This window comes from Pseudomonas sp. SG20056 (assembly GCF_031764535.1).
Classification (GTDB): Bacteria; Pseudomonadota; Gammaproteobacteria; order Pseudomonadales; family Pseudomonadaceae; genus Aquipseudomonas.
The window spans coordinates 529,541-546,690 of sequence record NZ_CP134499.1 but is presented as its reverse complement, the minus strand read 5'-3'; the positions used below and the strand labels follow the sequence as shown (position 1 = coordinate 546,690).

Genomic DNA, 17,150 nt, shown 5'->3' with positions numbered 1-17,150 from the left:
CGCACCAGTGTTCCCGGATTTCATCCGGGCTACGCCAGCGACGGCAATACCCCGCTCGGCAACAACGGGGTCAGCACGCGATCGGCGAGCAGGGCATTGGCGGCCTCGATATCCGGAGCGAAGAAGCGGTCTTCCACGTAATACGGCACCTGCGCGCGCAGGGCCTGACGCGCCTGTTCGAGGAGTGGCGAGCTTTTCAGCCCTTCGCGGAAGTCCAGGCCCTGGCAGGCGCCCAGCCATTCGATGGCCAGTACACCACGGGTGTTGGCGGCCATTTCCCACAGACGTTTGCCGGCGGCCGGAGCCATGGACACATGGTCTTCCTGATTCGCCGAGGTTGGCAGGCTGTCGACGCTGTGCGGATGGGCCAGCGCCTTGTTCTCGCTGGCCAGGGCGGCAGCGGTGACCTGAGCGATCATAAAGCCGGAGTTGACCCCGCCATTGGCCACCAGGAACGGCGGCAATTGCGACATGTGTTTGTCCATCATCAGCGAGGTGCGACGCTCGCTCAGCGCACCGATCTCGGCAATGGCCAGGGCAATATTGTCAGCGGCCATGGCCACTGGCTCAGCATGGAAGTTACCGCCGGAAATCACCTCGCCTTCGGCGGCGAATACCAGCGGGTTATCCGACACCGCGTTGGCTTCCACCGCCAGCACCTCGGCAGCCTGACGCAGTTGAGTCAGGCAGGCGCCCATGACCTGCGGCTGGCAGCGCAGCGAGTACGGGTCCTGCACTTTGTCGCAAGCCTCATGGGAGCGACCGACTTCACTGCTGTCACCGAGCAGATGACGATAGACCGCCGCCGCGTCGATCTGTCCACGCTGCCCGCGGGCGGCATGAATTCGCGCATCAAAGGGCGCACGTGAGCCCAAAGCAGCCTCGACAGTCAGGCCGCCGCAGACGGTGGCCGCAGCAAACAGATCCTCTGCCTCGAACAACCCGCGCAGAGCGTAGGCGGTGGACACCTGGGTGCCATTGAGCAGCGCCAAACCTTCCTTGGCCGCCAGGGTCATCGGCTGCAGACCGGCGATGGCCAGCGCCTCGGTTGCCGGCAGCCATTGCCCCTTGTAGCGCGCCTGGCTTTCACCGAGCAGCACCAGCGACATATGCGCCAGCGGAGCCAGGTCGCCGGAGGCACCGACCGAGCCCTTGAGCGGAATATGCGGATAGACCTCGGCATTGATCAGCGCGATCAGCGCCTCGATCACCTGCCGGCGAATACCGGAGAAGCCGCGCGCCAGGCTGTTGACCTTGAGCAGCATGATCAGCCGCACCATGGCGTCATCCAGCGGCGCACCGATGCCGGCGGCATGCGACAACACCAGCGAACGCTGGAGTTTTTCCAGATCATCATTGGCGATGCGGGTCGAGGCCAGCAGGCCGAAACCGGTGTTGATGCCGTAAGCGGTACGACCTTCGGCAATGATGCCGTTGACGCAAGCCACACTGGCTTCGATAGCCGGGTAGGCCGACGCAGCCAGGCTCACGCGCAGGGGTGCCTGGTAGGCGGCGCGCAATTGGGCCAGGGTCAACTGGCCGGGGTATAGGGTGAACAGGCTCATGCATGGGCTCCTTGGGTTGCGCCAATCATAGGCAGATCGAGGCTCTGCTCCTTGGCGCAATCGACAGCAATTTGATAGCCGGCATCGGCGTGGCGCATCACCCCGGTGCCAGGATCGTTACGCAGCACGCGGCCGAGACGAGCACGGGCTTCTGGCGTACCGTCGGCCACTATGACCACCCCGGAATGCTGCGAGTAGCCCATGCCGACGCCGCCACCGTGGTGCAGCGACACCCAGGTCGCGCCGCCTGCGGTATTCAGCAAGGCGTTGAGCAGCGGCCAGTCGGATACGGCGTCGGAGCCGTCCTGCATGGCTTCGGTTTCACGGTTGGGACTGGCCACCGAGCCAGAATCGAGATGGTCGCGGCCGATCACGATCGGCGCTTTCAGCTCACCGCTGGCGACCATGTCGTTGAAAGCCTGAGCCAGACGCGCGCGGTCCTTCAGGCCAACCCAGCAGATACGCGCCGGCAGGCCCTGGAAGCTGATGCGCTCGCGGGCCATGTCCAGCCAGTTGTGCAGGTGGGCGTCGTCCGGGATCAGTTCCTTGACCTTGGCGTCGGTCTTGTAGATGTCCTCAGGGTCGCCGGACAGCGCTACCCAGCGGAACGGGCCGATACCCTGGCAGAACAGCGGACGGATATAGGCCGGGACGAAACCGGGGAAGTCGAAGGCGTTGTCGACGCCCTCCTGCAAGGCCATCTGGCGGATATTGTTGCCGTAGTCGAAGGTCGGCACGCCCATCTGCTGGAAAGCCAGCATGGCGCGCACGTGCACGGCCATGGACTGCTTGGCGGCCTTAACCACCACGGCCTCCTCGGTTTTGCCGCGGGCCACGTATTCGTCCCAGCTCCAGCCGGCCGGCAGGTAGCCGTGGCGCGGGTCGTGGGCGCTGGTCTGGTCAGTGACCATATCCGGGCGCACGCCACGGCGCACTAGCTCCGGGAGTATCTCGGCGGCGTTGCCGCAGAGGGCGATGGAGATGGCCTTGCCTTCACCAGTGTACTTATCGATACGCGCCAGGGCATCGTCCAGATCGCTGGCCTGCTCGTCGACATAACGGGTCTTCAGGCGGAAATCGATACGCGATTGCTGACACTCGATATTCAGCGAGCAGGCACCGGCCAGGGTCGCCGCTAGTGGCTGCGCGCCGCCCATGCCGCCGAGGCCGGCAGTCAGTACCCAACGGCCCTTGAGGTTACCGCCGTAATGCTGGCGACCGGCCTCGACAAAGGTTTCATAGGTACCCTGAACGATGCCCTGGCTGCCGATATAGATCCAGCTGCCGGCGGTCATCTGGCCGTACATGGCCAGGCCCTTGGCATCCAGCTCGTTGAAGTGCTCCCAGGTGGCCCAATGCGGCACCAGGTTGGAGTTGGCCAACAGCACGCGCGGCGCGTCCTTGTGGGTTTCGAACACCCCGACCGGCTTGCCGGATTGAATCAGCAGAGTCTGGTTGTCTTCCAGGCGGGTCAGCACTTCGACGATCTTGTCGTAGCACTCCCAGTTGCGCGCGGCGCGGCCGATGCCGCCATACACCACCAGCTCCTTGGGGTTCTCGGCCACTTCCGGATCGAGGTTGTTCATCAGCATGCGCAGCGGCGCTTCGGTCAGCCAGCTCTTGGCGGTCAGCGTGGTGCCACGGGCGGCGCGGATTTCGGTGTCACGGAAAAGGCTCATAAGAGGCTCCTTATCAACAAATCGTTAGATGCGGGCGGCTTACAGCCAGCCCATGTAGAGCGCCAGGTAGCCCAGCGGAATGCTGAACAACAGGCTTAAGAACGTGCGCTGCAGCCAAACCAGCAACAGGTCGCGCAGACGCAGGGGAATTCGCGTGGCCAGCACGCAGGGAATCGAGGCCGAGAGAAACAACACGCTACTCACCGAAACGATGGCGGTGACAAACTTGACCAGCACGTCGGCGTCTTTCAGCAACATGGCTGGCAGGAACATCTCCGCCAGACCGGAAGAAATGGCGCGGGCCACCTGCATCGGCTCATTCAGGCCAAACAGCCAGGTCAGCGGGTAGAACAGCACGCCCAGGGCATCGAACAGCGGGGTGTATTTGGCGGCGAGCAAGCCAAGCAGGCCGACGGCTAGAATGCTCGGCAGGATGGCTGCAGTCATGCGCAGGCCATCGACAAAGGTCTCGCGCAAAGTGCGGAGCAGCGAGGGCGCATTGGTCGCCTGGCTCAGCCCGGCACGCCAGGCGCTGCCGATACGGCCTTCGCCTGCTTGCAACTGCGGCTCGGGACGGTTTTCAGTGGGCAGACGTGACAGCGGGTAGATGCGCGCGCTGACGGCGGTAACGGCAAAGGTCACCAGCATCGCGCTCCAGAAATACAGGTTCCAGATGTCCATCAGGCCGAGGGTCTTGGCGATGATCACCATAAAAGGCGCCGACACGGTGGAGAAACCGGTGGCGATAATCGCTGCCTCACGCACGCTGTAGTGGCCCTGCTGGTACATGCGGTCGGTGATCAACAAACCCACCGAGTAGCTGCCCACGAACGAGGCCACCGCATCGATGGCCGACTTGCCCGGCGTACGCCAGATCGGTCGCATCACCGGCTGCATCAGCACGCCGACCAGTTCGAGCAGGCCGAAGCCGATCAGAAATACCAGAGCCAGCGCCCCCAGCGGCACGATCAGCGCCAGGCTGAGCACCAGTTTGTCGAACAGAAACGGCAACATGCCCGGCTGATACAGCGCCTCAGGCCCGACCCGCAGCAGATAGGCCACGCCGATCAGCAGACCGAACACCTTGAGCACGCTGAATACGATGCGCGTCAGGTCGCCGCGCCAGCTGCCGCTGAACCAGGGCTGCAGCGCGCCGTAGAGCATAAACAGCATGGCAATAGTGATCACCAGCGGCCGTGCATGGCTCTGTAAGGCCGTAGCAGCATGATCGAGGAGGATGGTCGAGCGGCCGCTGATTTCGAACGGCACAAAGAAGATCAGCAGACCGATCAGGCTATAGCCAAGCAATCGCGCCAAGGCACGGCCTTTGGACACGCTGGCGAATGCCGTGAGCTGTTCAGACATGACAGCTCTCCACACGCGACAAACGGAGTGCTGGGCTGCCGCCTTGGCGGTGCGGGGTGAAGGGTGTCATCTGTGCATTCCTCTGTATTTATTGTTGTCAGGGAAGTGGCCAAATAGCGTTTAGCCGGTCAGGGTCAACAGGTGGATCAGCCGCGCCGCAACCTTGGCGGTGCGCGCGTCGATGTCGTATTCGGGGTTAAGTTCGGCCAGATCAGCCAGGCGCAACTTGCCGCTGTCGCGCACGGTTTCCAGCAGCGGTTCAAGCAGCGCCAGCGGCACGCCACGCGCTGCCGGGGCGCTGACGCCGGGGGCTTCGCAGGCAGGCAGCACGTCGATATCGATGGTCAGGTAGATCGCGTCGCAACCGGCGATAAAGGCCTGTAACTCGGCACTAAGCGACGGCAAACTGCCTTCGCGAATCTCGCGGTCTTCGCGTACCAGCACGTTCAATTCGGCGGCGCGCTGGAACAAAGCGCGGGTGTTGCTGGCGCGGCTGACGCCGAGGCAGGCATAGGCGAACGGCCAGCCACGGGCGGCGCACTGCTCGGCGATCTGCGCGAACGGCGTGCCGGAGGAATGGGCATGGGCCGGGTCGCGCAGGTCGAAATGCGCGTCGAAATTGATAATGCCAATGCGAGGCGTGCCGCCAGCTAAGTGCTCAGCGATGCCCTGCCAGCTGCCGAAAGCCACCTCGTGACCTCCACCTAGAACGACCGGCAGATGCCCGGCATCCAGCAGTGCGCAGACGTTATGAGCTAGGCGCGCCTGGGCGCTTTCCAGATCGCCATCGGCGCACAGCACATCACCGGCATCATAGGCCGGGCCCTGGCGATGCCAAGCCAGGTTGGCCAACGCCTTGCGCATGACCAGCGGCCCATTCACAGCGCCAACGCGACCATGATTGCGCCGCACACCTTCGTCGCTGGCGAAACCGAGCAAGGCGACGCCGGGCTGGCTGTCCGGAGTCAGCGGCTGAATGCGTTGGTGCCAGCGCGGGCTGTCGGCTTCCGGGTCGACGCGGCCTTGCCAGAGGTCCATGGAGTTGCGATCAGCGTGCATGGCGATTGGCCTCTTTGCGGTAACTAATGGCGCCGTTGAAGATGCGCTGACGCAGCCGGCCCGGCTGTACTGCATAAGCCAGCTCGGCGGGTTGCTGCACATCCCACAGGCACAGATCGGCAGGGGCGCCGACCTCGACTCGGCCCAGGTCCGGGCGGCCAAGGGCGCGGGCAGCGTGGGCGGTCATACCGGCCAGGGCTTCGCGCGGGGTTAAACGGAACAGGGTGCAGGCCTGATTAAGGGTCAGGGTCGGAAAACAGATCGGCGAAGTGCCGGGGTTGGCATCGCTGGCCAGGGCCATCGGCACGTTGTACTGACGCAGCAGCGCGATGGGCGGCAACTGGGTTTCACGCAGGGTGTAAAAGGCCCCCGGCAACAGGGTGGCCACGGTGCCGGCGGCGGCCATGGCCTGCACCCCGGCCTCGTCGAGAAACTCGATATGGTCGGCCGACAGGCCCTGATAACGCGCGGCCAGGGCGCTCGCACCCTGATTGGACAGCTGTTCGGCGTGCACCTTGATCGGCAGGCCGTGGCGTTGCGCAGCCTGGAACACCAACTCGCACTGCACCGGACTAAAGGCGATGTTTTCGCAGAACACATCCACCGCATCGACCAGGCCTTCGGCAACAGCCGCCGGGATCATCTCGTTGCACACCAGGGCGATATAGCCGTCGCTGTCGCCGGCGAACTCCGGCGGCAAGGCATGGGCGCCGAGCAAGGTAGTGGTGATGCGCAGCGGCAGCAACTCACCCAGGCGACGGGCGACGCGCAGCATCTTCAATTCATCAGCGGTGCTCAGGCCGTAACCGGATTTGATTTCCAGGGTGGTCACACCGTCGTCCAGCAGCGCCTGCAAACGCGGCAGACTCTGCGCCAGCAGCTCGTCCTCGCTGGCAGCACGGGTGGCGCGCACGGTACTGAGAATACCGCCGCCGGCCTTGGCGATCTCGGCATAGCTGGCACCTTCGAGGCGCTGCTCGAACTCAGCTGCACGGCTGCCGGCGTATACCAAGTGCGTGTGGCAATCCACCAGCCCCGGAGTCATCACCCCACCACGACCGGCCTCAACCGCGCCTGCTGCCATCGCTTCAGGAAACGTGCTGGTTGACCACAACCCCGCGACCTTGCCATCCGCCACCAGCAGATTGATCGGCTCAGCCAGCGTTGTCAGGCCATCAAAGAGGCAGAGCTCGCGCCAAAGCAGATGCGGGGCGGACGTGGGCATGGGACTCTCCTCGAATAATATGTATATACAATAAAATTCGCCTTTGCAGTCGTCAACCCCGTTCGTCACTCTGAAAGCAATATAGCGCTGCAACGCGAACCTGACAGCTCTAGAGCGAAACGCTAGAAACAGCTGAGACAGGCAGCGCAGGCTATGCAACAGCCCGCATCACAGCAGACGAACTGTCGCGCTCGACTCACCGCGAATTTGTACAGCGGCAAACCTTTAATGTATATACATAAACAAACGATCAACACGAGTAATGACCGTGAGCATCCGAATTATCGACAGCAGCACCGCCCGCCAACTGCCGTGGAAGAATGGCAAGGGCGTAACCCTGGAACTGGCCATCGCACCGCCGGACGCGGGCCTGGACGATTTCGACTGGCGTATCAGCAGTGCGCGGGTGGATAGCGCCGGCCCCTTCTCTCATTACCCCGGCATCGACCGCAGCCTGGGCCTGCTCAGCGGCGCGGGCCTGCGCCTGAATCTGCCCGAGCAGGTCAGCCTTGAGCTCGATAGCCACACCCCGGTGGTGGCCTTTCCCGGCGAGCTGGATGTGCAGACCAAACTGCTGGATGGTCCGGTGCAGGACTTCAATCTGATGAGCCGTCGCAGCCGCTGGCAGCACCGCCTGCACTACCGCGAGCTGCAGGGCCAGCAGTGGCTCGGCAGCAGCGCCGTGCTGTTTATCTACTGCTGCAGCGGCGCAGGCCTGACGTGCGCCAGGGCCGACAACGCCCCCATTAGCCTGAGCGTCGGGCAAGGCTTGCTGGTGCAAAACGAAGCCGGCCCCTGGCGGCTGACCAACCAAGGCCGCAGCGGCCTCTACCTGGCGCGACTGGAGCCGACCAGCGCCGGGCAGGAGGCCATTGATCGGCTAGGCGACAACTGGCTTTAGCGCCAGAAAAATCCAGCCCTTAAACGCAAAAGCCCCGGCACTTGGCCGGGGCTTTGCTTTACAGCAAACGCCGTTAGAACTGCGCGGCGTCGAGCAGATACAGACTCTCACTACCGGCTTTAACCGATGCAGTCAGCGAGTGGATACGCGGCAGCAGGCGGGCGAAGAAGAAGCGCGCGGTGCCCAGTTTACTCACGTAGAACTCGTCCTGATCCTGCTTGGCCAGCGCGGTGCGTGCCATCAGGGCCCACATGTAGGCGTAGGCGGTGTAGCCGAACACCTGCAGGTACTCGACCGAGGCGGCACCGACTTCGTTCGGGTTGGCCTTGGCGCGTTCCAGCAGGTCGCTGGTCATCAGTTCCAGGTTGGCGATGGCATCTTTCAGCGGGTTGACGAACTCGGCCAGCGAGGCGTCGGCGCTGTCGGTGAAAGCTTTGATCTCTTCAGCGAAGTGTTTGTAGAACGCGCCGCCGCTGCCGACCACTTTACGGCCGACCAGATCGAGCGCCTGGATACCGTTGGTGCCTTCGTAGATCTGAGTGATGCGGCAGTCGCGGATCAACTGCTCCTGGCCCCACTCACGGATATAGCCGTGGCCGCCGAAGATCTGCTGGCCATGGGTGGTGGTTTCCAGCGCCATATCGGTGAGGAAGGCCTTGGCTACCGGCGTCAGCAGGGCAACCAGCTCTTCCGCGCGTTTGCGGGTGGCGGCGTCTTCGCTGAACTTGGCAGTGTCCAGCTGCATGGCCACGTAGCTGGAGAAGGCGCGGCCGCCCTCGTTCAGCGCTTTCATGGTCAGCAGCATGCGGCGCACGTCCGGGTGCACGATGATCGGATCGGCAGCTTTGTCCTTGGCCACCGGGCCAGTCGGCGCGCGGCTCTGGATACGGTCGCGGGCATATTCCACGGCGTTCTGGTAGCTGCGCTCACCCAGGGACAGACCCTGGATGCCAACGCCCAGACGCTCGTAGTTCATCATGGTGAACATAGCGGCCAGGCCCTTGTTCGGCGCATCGACGATCCAGCCGGTGGCGCCGTCGAAGTTCATCACGCAGGTGGCCGAGGCCTTGATGCCCATCTTGTGTTCGATGGAGCCGCAGGACAGCGAGTTCTTCTCACCCAGCGAACCGTCGGCATTGACCATGACTTTCGGCACCAAGAACAGCGAGATGCCTTTCGGGCCAGCCGGTGCGTCCGGCAGCTTGGCCAGTACCAGGTGGATGATGTTCTCGGTCAGGTCGTGCTCACCGCCAGTGATAAAGATCTTGGTACCGCTGATCTTGAAACTGCCGTCAGCTTGCGGCTCGGCCTTGGTGCGAATGATGCCCAGGTCGGTGCCGGCATGCGGCTCGGTCAGGCACATGGAACCGGCCCAGACACCGGAGTACATGTTCGGCAGGTATTTCTCTTTCAGCTCTTCGCTGGCGTGGGCGTTGATCGACAAGCAGGCGCCGGCGGTCAACATCGGGTACAGACCGAACGACAGGTTGGCCGAGTTGACCATTTCCTCGACCTGAGCCGAGATCACCTTGGGCATGCCCATGCCGCCAAATACCGGGTCACCACCGACGCCCACCCAGCCGCCTTCGGCGTAGGTTTTGTAGGCATCTGGGAAGCCGGCTGGGGTTTTCACCGAACCGTTGGCCCAGGAACAGCCTTCTTCGTCGCCGCTGCGGTTCAGCGGGGCGATCACGCCGCCGGTGACCTTGCCGGCTTCTTCGAGAATCGCCGCAGCCGTGTCTTCATCGACCACTTCAGCCAGGGCCGGCAACTGGGCCCACAGCTTGGAAACTTCAAACACTTCATTGAGCACGAAGCGCATATCGCGCAGGGGAGCTTTGTAGTCAGCCATGGGGCAAATCCTCGGACGAAGCAGCAGGTGTAAAGATGTGCATGGAGTCTAACCGAACAACTTTTTAGACACATAGCGTCGCGTAGTGACCAACAAGTCACCAGTCGTTTGCTAGGCCACCTGATACCTGAATAACGACAAAGCCCGCCGGGTGGCGGGCTTTGTCAGGGTTACAACCGCTGGTCAGAGGGCGAAATGTTCAGCCGGCAAACGCATCAGGCACTCACTACCCGCCTCGGCACCGGCCAGATGGGGGGCGGTACGCGGCAACAGGCGTTTGAAGTAGAACTCACAGGTCGCCAGCTTGGCCTGGTAGAACGCGGCATCACCCGCGCCCGCCGCCAGCTTCTGCTCGGCAACCAGGGCCATGCGCAGCCAGAAGTACGCCAGGATGACGTAACCGGAATACATCAGGTAATCCATCGACGCCGCGCCGACTTCGTCCGGGTTCTTCATCGCGGCCATGCCGATCTTCTGGGTCAGCGTGCCCCACTGCTGATTCAGCGTCGCCAGCTGAGCGACATAACCCTTGAGCTGCGGATGCTCGGCCTGGGCCTCACAGAACTTGTGGACGATCTTGGTAAAGCCGCGCAGCAGCTTGCCCTGGCTGCCGAGCACCTTGCGCCCAAGCAGATCGAGGGCCTGGATGCCGTTGGTGCCTTCATAGATAGGTGCAATGCGGCAGTCGCGCACCAACTGCTCCATGCCCCACTCGCGGATAAACCCATGGCCGCCGAACACCTGCATACCGTGGTTGGTCACCTCCAGGCCGGTCTCGGTCATAAAGGCTTTGCAGATCGGCGTGAGGAAGGCCAGCAGGTTCTCTGCCTCTTCACGCTGTTCGGCGCTGCCGCCGCGGTGCGCCTGGTCAATCAGCTGCGCGGTGAAATAGGCCAGGGCGCGGTTGCCTTCGTTGAACGCTTTCATGGTCAGCAGCATGCGCCGCACATCGGGATGCACGATGATCGGGTCGGCAGCTTTATCCGGCGCCTTCGGCCCGGTCAGCGCGCGCATCTGCAGGCGCTCAGTGGCGTACTTGATCGCGCCCTGGAAGCTGGTTTCCCCCAGACACAGCCCCTGCATGCCAGTGCCCAGGCGTGCATGGTTCATCATGGTGAACATGCAGTTGAGGCCCTTGTTGGCCTCGCCGATCAGGTAGCCCGTAGCGCTGTCGAAGTTCATCACGCAGGTGGCCGAGGCCTTGATACCCATCTTGTGCTCGATCGAGCCGCAGCTGACGCCATTGCGCTCCCCTGCCTGACCTTCAGCGTTAGGCAGGAACTTGGGCACAATAAACAGCGAGATGCCCTTGGTGCCAGCCGGCGCATCGGGCAGCTTGGCCAGCACTAGGTGCACGATGTTCTCGCTCATATCGTGCTCGCCGGCGGAGATAAAGATCTTGCTGCCGGTCACGGCATAGCTGCCATCGGCCTGGGGCACGGCGCGGGTCTTGATCAGGCCGAGGTCGGTGCCGCAGTGCGCCTCGGTCAGGCACATGGTGCCGGTCCAGCTGCCTTCGGTGAGCTTGCTCAGGTAGGTCTGCTTCTGCTCCTCAGTGCCGTGGGCGTGGATCGCCGACATCGCGCCGTGGGTCAGGCCGGGGTACATGCCCCAAGAGGTGTTGCTGGCGCCGACCATTTCGCCGATCAGCAGCCCGAGGGAATGCGGCAGCCCCTGACCGCCGTAAGCCGGGTCCGCCGCCAGGCCGTTCCAGCCGCCCTCGACGTATTGGGTAAAGGCTTCCTTGAAGCCCTTGGGTGTGGTCACCACGCCGTCGTTGATCTGGCATTCTTCTTCATCACCGGAGCGATTCAGTGGGGCCAGTACCTGCTCGCAGAACTTCGCACCCTCGGCGAGGATTGCGCTGACCATATCCGGTGTGGCATCGCTGGCGCCCATCGCGGCGTAGCCGGCGTGAAAGTCGAAGACCTCGTCGATCAGAAAGTGCATATCGCGCAGGGGGGCTTTGTACTCGGGCATGCTGGCATCTCCGTCAGCTAGAGCGTGGATTAGTGCTCTACGCTAAGGCCCATGCTGCGCCGCAACAATCACAGTGCAGATGCTGAATACACTGCCATTAGCCGGCAGCCTCAGTTGCGCGAAGCTTCCAGCTTGACTGCACCGCGCCGCTGACCATGACTGCGCACACAGTTACGCCCAGCGCTCTTGGCGTTATACAACGCCTGGTCGGCGGCCTTGAGTACCTCTTCCGGGCTGCGCTGCTCCAGCCCGCGCTCGGCCACGCCCATGCTGACGGTCACCGACACCTGATTGGCCGCGCTGCCAGCACGCCGCGCCCGCCCCTGCTTGTCGTCCTGCGGGCGCTGCTGTTTGTCGCGTAGCTGGATGCGGTAGGCCTCGATGGCCTGGCGCACCACTTCAAGGTGCGGCAGGCATTCGTCAAGCGTCTTGCCGGGGAACACCAGGGTGAACTCCTCACCTCCATAACGGTAGGCCTTGCCCCCGCCGCCGATCTTGCGCAGCTGGGCGGCGACCAGGCGCAGCACCTGATCGCCAACATCGTGACCATGGGTGTCGTTGAATTTCTTGAAGTGATCAACGTCGGCCATGGCGATCACATAACTGCGACCCAGACGCTGCAGGCGCTCATTCAAAGCGCGGCGCCCCGGCAGGCCGGTGAGCTCGTCGCGAAAGGCCATCTGATAGGCCTCGTGCGCCACGGCAGCGACCAGAATCAGCATAATCTGGCTGCTCATCACATTCAGTGCATTGGGCAAAATAAAGGTATTCGGCAGCATCCACAGCAGGCCGCACAGCCCCAGCAACTGCGCGGCATGCAACGGCCGTGGCGCACGCAGGTACTGCACCACTAGCAGAATCAGGCCGAGGATAAATACCGGGTAGGCCAACTGCACCAGCGCCAACCATTCGACCTGCAGCGCCGGCCAGCGCACCCGCGACAACCAGTGCAGCAGCGCTTCCGGAAAGCGCTGCGCCAGACCCACCGCCACCGCAACGACTGCCAGCAGAACAGCGGCCCGGGCAATCAGATCCTGCAGCAGATGAGTACGTTCCTGCCAGGCGGCATACAGGCTATAGAGCAGTGGCAGCAACAGGCTGCACAGATGAAAGATCAGCGCCGCATCACTGCGTACCTGCCCCGTGGCACGGAAATGATCAACCTGGGTATCGAGCAGGAAGTAGCCGAGGTACAGCGCCAACAGCAGAAACACCTCACGCTGGCGGCCATAGACCAGGCAGAACGCCCCACCAAGCAACAGCAGCAGGGTCGGCAGCACATTGAACAACGAAGTGAAAAACTCGCTCAACACCGCCAGCCGCGCCACCAGCAAGCCGCCAAACAGAAGCAGCAGCGAAGGCAGAAAATGACTGAAGCGCACAGCAGCAAGACGCGACAAGACGGGCTCCACACAGCGATAAAAAGTGGACAACGCCGCGCAGTTTGCCTGTAACGCGCACGTTGCGCACGGAACCTGACAGGCAAATCGACAAGCTGCCGACTGTGCCGCATGCCGCCTAAATAACAGGCATAAAAAAACCGCCACCCCGAAGGGTGGCGGTTTCTTTGACCTTACAGGACGGCGGCTTAGTAGCCCAGCGCGAAGTCTTCTTCGGCCATGTCCATCAGGTTGTTGGCGCCAGACAGCATGGCTTCAACGTGCGCACGGGTACGCGGCAGGATGCGTGCGAAGTAGAAGTTGGCAGTCTGCAGCTTGGCCTTGTAGAAAGCCTCGTCTTCAGCACCAGCAGCCAGCTTCTCGGCAGCCAGACGCGCCATGTCGGCCCAGAAGTAAGCCAGGCAGGCGTAGCCGGAGTACATCAGGTAATCCACCGAAGCGGCACCGACTTCTTCGCGATCTTTCATCGCGGCCATGCCGATCTTCATGGTGATATCGCCCCACTCTTTGTTCAGCTTGGCCAACGGCTCGACGAGACCTTTGATGGCGTCGTTGGACTCGTTGGTCTGGCAGAACTTGTGCACGATCTTGGTGAAGTTCTTCAGCGCACCGCCCTGGGTCATCAGGATCTTGCGACCCAGCAGGTCGAGGGCCTGAATGCCGGTGGTGCCTTCGTACATCATGGAAATACGGCAGTCGCGAACGTTCTGCTCCATGCCCCACTCGGCGATAAAGCCGTGGCCACCGTAGATCTGCATGCCGTGGTTGGCGGCTTCGAAGCCGACTTCGGTCATGAAGGCTTTGGCGATTGGCGTCAGGAAGGCCAGCAGCTCGTCTGCAGCTTTCTTCTCCGCTTCATCTTTGCTGTATTTGACGATGTCCACTTGCTTGGCAGTGAAGTACACCATCGCACGATTACCTTCAGCGAAGGCTTTCATGGTCAGCAGCATGCGACGCACGTCCGGGTGGACGATGATCGGGTCAGCGGCTTTGTCCGGCGCTTTCGGGCCAGTCAAAGAACGCATCTGCAGACGCTCGCGAGCGTACTTCAGGCCGCCCTGGAAGCCGACTTCGGCGTGGGCCAGACCTTGCAGAGCAGTACCCAGACGCGCCGTGTTCATAAAGGTGAACATGCAGTTCAGGCCTTTGTTGGCTGGGCCGATCAGGTAACCGGTGGCGCCGTCAAAGTTCATCACGCAGGTGGCGTTACCGTGGATACCCATCTTGTGCTCAATCGAGCCACAGGAAACGGCATTACGTGCGCCAACAGAGCCGTCAGCGTTGACCGAGAATTTCGGCACGATAAACAGCGAGATGCCTTTGGTGCCTTGCGGCGCGTCGGGCAGGCGGGCCAGCACGATGTGGACGATGTTATCGGCCATGTCGTGTTCGCCAGCGGAGATAAAGATCTTGGTACCGGAAACCTTGTACGAACCGTCAGCCTGAGGCTCGGCCTTGGTACGCAGCATGCCCAGGTCGGTGCCGCAATGCGGCTCGGTCAGGCACATGGTGCCAGTCCACTCGCCGGATACCAGCTTGGTCAGGTAGGTGTGCTTCTGCTCGTCGGTGCCGTGCTCGGAGATGGTGTTCATCGCGCCGTGCGACAGACCTGGGTACATGCCCCACGACCAGTTGGAAGAACCGACCATTTCGCTCAGTACCAGACCCAGCGACTCAGGCAGACCTTGACCGCCATGATCAACGTCGTGCGCCAGGCTCGGCCAGCCGCCTTCAACATACTGCTGATAGGCCTCTTTAAAACCAGTAGGGGTTTTCACGCCTTCTGGGGACCAGGTGCAACCTTCGGTGTCACCTACACGATTCAGTGGCGACAGCACTTGCTCACAGAACTTGGCGCCTTCTTCAAGGATGGCGTCGACCATGTCCGGAGTAGCGTCCTGGCAGCCAGGCAGGCTCTGATAATGCGCTTCGTAGCCGAGCAGTTCGTCGCGTACGAAACGGATATCACGCAAGGGGGCCTTGTAATCAGGCATAGCGGTTAACCTCTGCGGTGGATTCTTAGTGTGTAGGTGACCGGATATTCGGTCGTTTTCGGGAGCAATCCCGGCGCTCGACTGCCCCTTGGCAATCGAGCTAATCAAACAAGCGTTTGAAACATACGTTTATGCCTATTTAATGTCAAGCACCCCAAGCGCCGTTCAGGCCACCAGATCGACAACCGGGGCCGGCGTCTGCAAACCGCTGAGCTGCCTGTACAAATCAAGACTAGGTGGTGGAGGCAAATCCTGCTGGACAGCCGTAGTGGATTTTTCCTCATCCTCAGGCGTCTCTTCGTCCTCTTTTTCACGCTGCTCGGCACGCGCTTCGCTGGCGGCCTCCACCTCACTGCGCTGCTGTTGCGCCAGCTCGACACGGGCCTCGGCCATCTGTAACTGCGCTTGCGCGGCCACTTGCCGATCCTGCGCAGAGGGCTCAGCGGGCGCCAGTGCAGCCCGGATGACAACTTCCATCTTGCGCAGGGTGGCTTCGGGGTCATTCGGGATCGGACTGGTGTCGATGCTCACCTCACCGCCCACCGCGTAGCGCTTACCATCCGGGCCGCGCTCATAGGTGTAGCTCGGAGCACCGGCATAGCGGCCACCGACGGCCGCATGCGCCTGCTCGTGGGTGCGCACCTCCTGATCACGGCTGACCAACTTGGCGATTTCCAGCTGCTCAAGACGTTGCTGCTGAGGGCTGGCTTCGCCTTCGCGGCTCTTGGCTTTATCGGGATTGGCCGAGGAGTCGGCAGGTTTGTCCGCCTCTTCACGCGACGAGGCCGATTGCTCATCGGCCAATGGCTGGGCAGCGGTTATCGGCGCCTGAGCGGCGCGAGTGATATCGGGGGACACATCAGGGGAAACATAGGACGCAAGAGGCCGAGCCGGCAGTAGAGTTGCTGCAGGCGCAGGATAAGACGTTGCGCCGCCAATCTGCATGCAATGACTCCTCGCCCCGCAAGTGCTGCCTCATTGCCAGGCATGAGTACGCTCGGGGCGGGCGACTCAGGCCGTTGTATCGATCAGGGTACCGAGCACTTCATCGGCGGTTTTCACCACCTTGGCACCCGCTTCAGCCTCATTCTGACCTTGGCGCAGGGCCACCAGGCTTTCCGCCAGATCGGGACGTGTCTGCTCGGCCGAACTCGGCGCAGGGTTGACCTGATTGGCCGGCGGCGTGGAGGTCGGCTGTTGTGGCTGGGTAACCGCATTACTGGCGATATCCGCCGCAGCCTGATCGACCCGGCGCTGGCCGGACTGAATGGTGCTGATGCCCGAGTTGAAGGCGCTTCCAGAAATTTCCATGCCCAAGCTCCCGCTATGGCAAACCACTAACAGCTTCAATTGAAGCAGAATTTGCTCGAAAAACGTACAAGCAAAAGGCTATGGCACTTGGCCTGCTTATAGCGCGCGGTGCAATAGATCGAGATTGAGATAGCCGGAAACCGCAGCCGGCGTAGCTTCGGCCAGGCGCGGCAGATAACCCAAGCAAGGCGCCGGCAGACGCTCGGCTAGGGTTGCCAGATTGTCCTCAAGCCGCGAGGTGTGCGGATCGACTAGATTGGCCACCCAGCCCGCCAACGGCAGGCCGTCACGCAGGATGGCCTCGACGCTGAGCAGCGCCTGATTGATGCAGCCCAGGCGCACGCCGACCACCAGAATCACCGGTAACTGCAGGGCAATCGCCAGATCAGAAAGCGCCGCATCCCCGGCCAACGGCACCCGCCAGCCGCCCGCCCCTTCGACCAGGGTAAAGTCTGCCTGCTTGTCTAGAATCGCCTGCACCGGCCCCTGCAACGCGGCAACATCCAGCAATACACCTGCCTCGCGCGCCGCCAGATGCGGGGCAATCGCCGGCTCGAAGGCTAGCGGATTGACCTCGTCATAGCGCAGCGTCAGGGTGCATTCACCGAGCAATGCCAGCGCGTCGTCGTTGCGCAGACCATCCGCTGTGCGCACACAGCCGGATGCCACCGGTTTGGCCGCAGCAGTCGACAGCCCGGCCATTCGTGCCGCGTGCAGCAGCCCGGCGGCGATGGTGGTTTTGCCGATTTCGGTGTCGGTGCCTGTAACGAAAAATGCTTGGCTCATAGCGATCTCTGACGAGGGGTATTGGCTACGTTC

At 62.4% G+C, this 17,150-nt stretch carries 13 protein-coding genes; 1 reads left to right on the top strand and 12 read right to left on the bottom strand.

Annotated features, from left to right (window positions below; all coding sequences use genetic code 11):
• Window positions 1-29: 29 nt before the first annotated feature.
• The 5 genes from hutH to hutI all read right to left on the bottom strand — a co-directional run bounded on the left by hutH (window position 30) and on the right by hutI (window position 6,893).
• Window positions 30-1,565 (bottom strand): histidine ammonia-lyase, encoded by a 1,536-nt coding sequence (hutH, locus tag RHP75_RS02595; protein WP_311090352.1) that lies wholly within the window; start codon window positions 1,563-1,565, stop codon window positions 30-32.
• A complete protein-coding gene (gene hutU, locus RHP75_RS02590) occupies window positions 1,562-3,244 on the bottom strand; it encodes a urocanate hydratase (protein ID WP_311090351.1) in 1,683 nt (560 codons plus the stop codon). The genes hutH and hutU overlap by 4 nt, the downstream gene beginning before the upstream one ends.
• A gap of 39 nt (window positions 3,245-3,283) precedes the next feature.
• The gene (locus RHP75_RS02585) at window positions 3,284-4,609 is read right to left on the bottom strand and encodes a YjiH family protein (protein ID WP_311090350.1); all 1,326 of its coding nucleotides are present in this window, start codon (window positions 4,607-4,609) and stop codon (window positions 3,284-3,286) included.
• 120 nt (window positions 4,610-4,729) lie between these two features.
• Window positions 4,730-5,668 (bottom strand): formimidoylglutamase, encoded by a 939-nt coding sequence (hutG, locus tag RHP75_RS02580; protein WP_311090349.1) that lies wholly within the window; start codon window positions 5,666-5,668, stop codon window positions 4,730-4,732.
• The gene (gene hutI, locus RHP75_RS02575) at window positions 5,658-6,893 is read right to left on the bottom strand and encodes an imidazolonepropionase (RefSeq protein WP_311090348.1); all 1,236 of its coding nucleotides are present in this window, start codon (window positions 6,891-6,893) and stop codon (window positions 5,658-5,660) included. The genes hutG and hutI overlap by 11 nt, the downstream gene beginning before the upstream one ends.
• Window positions 6,894-7,161: 268 nt before the next feature.
• Here hutI and RHP75_RS02570 point away from each other — a divergent pair, with 268 nt between their 5' ends.
• Entirely contained in the window at window positions 7,162-7,794 is a 633-nt protein-coding gene (locus tag RHP75_RS02570) for a HutD family protein (RefSeq protein ID WP_311090347.1), read from the top strand.
• Window positions 7,795-7,867: 73 nt separating this feature from the next.
• Here the strand turns inward: RHP75_RS02570 and RHP75_RS02565 are convergent, their stop codons facing one another.
• The 7 genes from RHP75_RS02565 to bioD all read right to left on the bottom strand — a co-directional run bounded on the left by RHP75_RS02565 (window position 7,868) and on the right by bioD (window position 17,117).
• Window positions 7,868-9,646, bottom strand: a complete 1,779-nt coding sequence (locus RHP75_RS02565) for an acyl-CoA dehydrogenase C-terminal domain-containing protein (protein ID WP_311090346.1) — start codon at window positions 9,644-9,646, stop codon at window positions 7,868-7,870.
• 183 nt (window positions 9,647-9,829) lie between these two features.
• Window positions 9,830-11,626 carry an acyl-CoA dehydrogenase C-terminal domain-containing protein gene (locus tag RHP75_RS02560; RefSeq protein ID WP_311090345.1) on the bottom strand — a complete coding sequence of 599 codons (1,797 nt, stop codon included), beginning with the start codon at window positions 11,624-11,626 and terminating at the stop codon, window positions 9,830-9,832.
• A 110-nt stretch (window positions 11,627-11,736) separates the two neighbouring features.
• The gene (locus RHP75_RS02555; protein ID WP_311090344.1) at window positions 11,737-13,026 is read right to left on the bottom strand and encodes a GGDEF domain-containing protein; all 1,290 of its coding nucleotides are present in this window, start codon (window positions 13,024-13,026) and stop codon (window positions 11,737-11,739) included.
• 188 nt (window positions 13,027-13,214) lie between these two features.
• A complete protein-coding gene (locus tag RHP75_RS02550) occupies window positions 13,215-15,020 on the bottom strand; it encodes a phenylacyl-CoA dehydrogenase (RefSeq protein ID WP_311090343.1) in 1,806 nt (601 codons plus the stop codon).
• 165 nt (window positions 15,021-15,185) lie between these two features.
• Entirely contained in the window at window positions 15,186-15,878 is a 693-nt protein-coding gene (locus tag RHP75_RS02545) for a putative metalloprotease CJM1_0395 family protein (protein WP_311090342.1), read from the bottom strand.
• 153 nt (window positions 15,879-16,031) lie between these two features.
• On the bottom strand, window positions 16,032-16,331 hold the full coding sequence (locus RHP75_RS02540) for a hypothetical protein (protein ID WP_160014726.1): 300 nt from the start codon (window positions 16,329-16,331) through the stop codon (window positions 16,032-16,034).
• A gap of 96 nt (window positions 16,332-16,427) precedes the next feature.
• Entirely contained in the window at window positions 16,428-17,117 is a 690-nt protein-coding gene (gene bioD, locus RHP75_RS02535) for a dethiobiotin synthase (RefSeq protein WP_311090341.1), read from the bottom strand.
• Window positions 17,118-17,150 lie beyond the last annotated feature (33 nt).

What these genes read in the sequence shown, in the direction of transcription:
- hutH (WP_311090352.1), bottom strand. Translation starts at nt 1,565, where the DNA reads ATGAGCCTGTTCACCCTATACCCCGGCCAGTTGACCCTGGCCCAATTG.
- hutU (WP_311090351.1), bottom strand. Translation starts at nt 3,244, where the DNA reads ATGAGCCTTTTCCGTGACACCGAAATCCGCGCCGCCCGTGGCACCACG.
- RHP75_RS02585 (WP_311090350.1), bottom strand. Translation starts at nt 4,609, where the DNA reads ATGTCTGAACAGCTCACGGCATTCGCCAGCGTGTCCAAAGGCCGTGCC.
- hutG (WP_311090349.1), bottom strand. Translation starts at nt 5,668, where the DNA reads ATGCACGCTGATCGCAACTCCATGGACCTCTGGCAAGGCCGCGTCGAC.
- hutI (WP_311090348.1), bottom strand. Translation starts at nt 6,893, where the DNA reads ATGCCCACGTCCGCCCCGCATCTGCTTTGGCGCGAGCTCTGCCTCTTT.
- RHP75_RS02565 (WP_311090346.1), bottom strand. Translation starts at nt 9,646, where the DNA reads ATGGCTGACTACAAAGCTCCCCTGCGCGATATGCGCTTCGTGCTCAAT.
- RHP75_RS02560 (WP_311090345.1), bottom strand. Translation starts at nt 11,626, where the DNA reads ATGCCCGAGTACAAAGCCCCCCTGCGCGATATGCACTTTCTGATCGAC.
- RHP75_RS02550 (WP_311090343.1), bottom strand. Translation starts at nt 15,020, where the DNA reads ATGCCTGATTACAAGGCCCCCTTGCGTGATATCCGTTTCGTACGCGAC.
- RHP75_RS02540 (WP_160014726.1), bottom strand. Translation starts at nt 16,331, where the DNA reads ATGGAAATTTCTGGAAGCGCCTTCAACTCGGGCATCAGCACCATTCAG.
- bioD (WP_311090341.1), bottom strand. Translation starts at nt 17,117, where the DNA reads ATGAGCCAAGCATTTTTCGTTACAGGCACCGACACCGAAATCGGCAAA.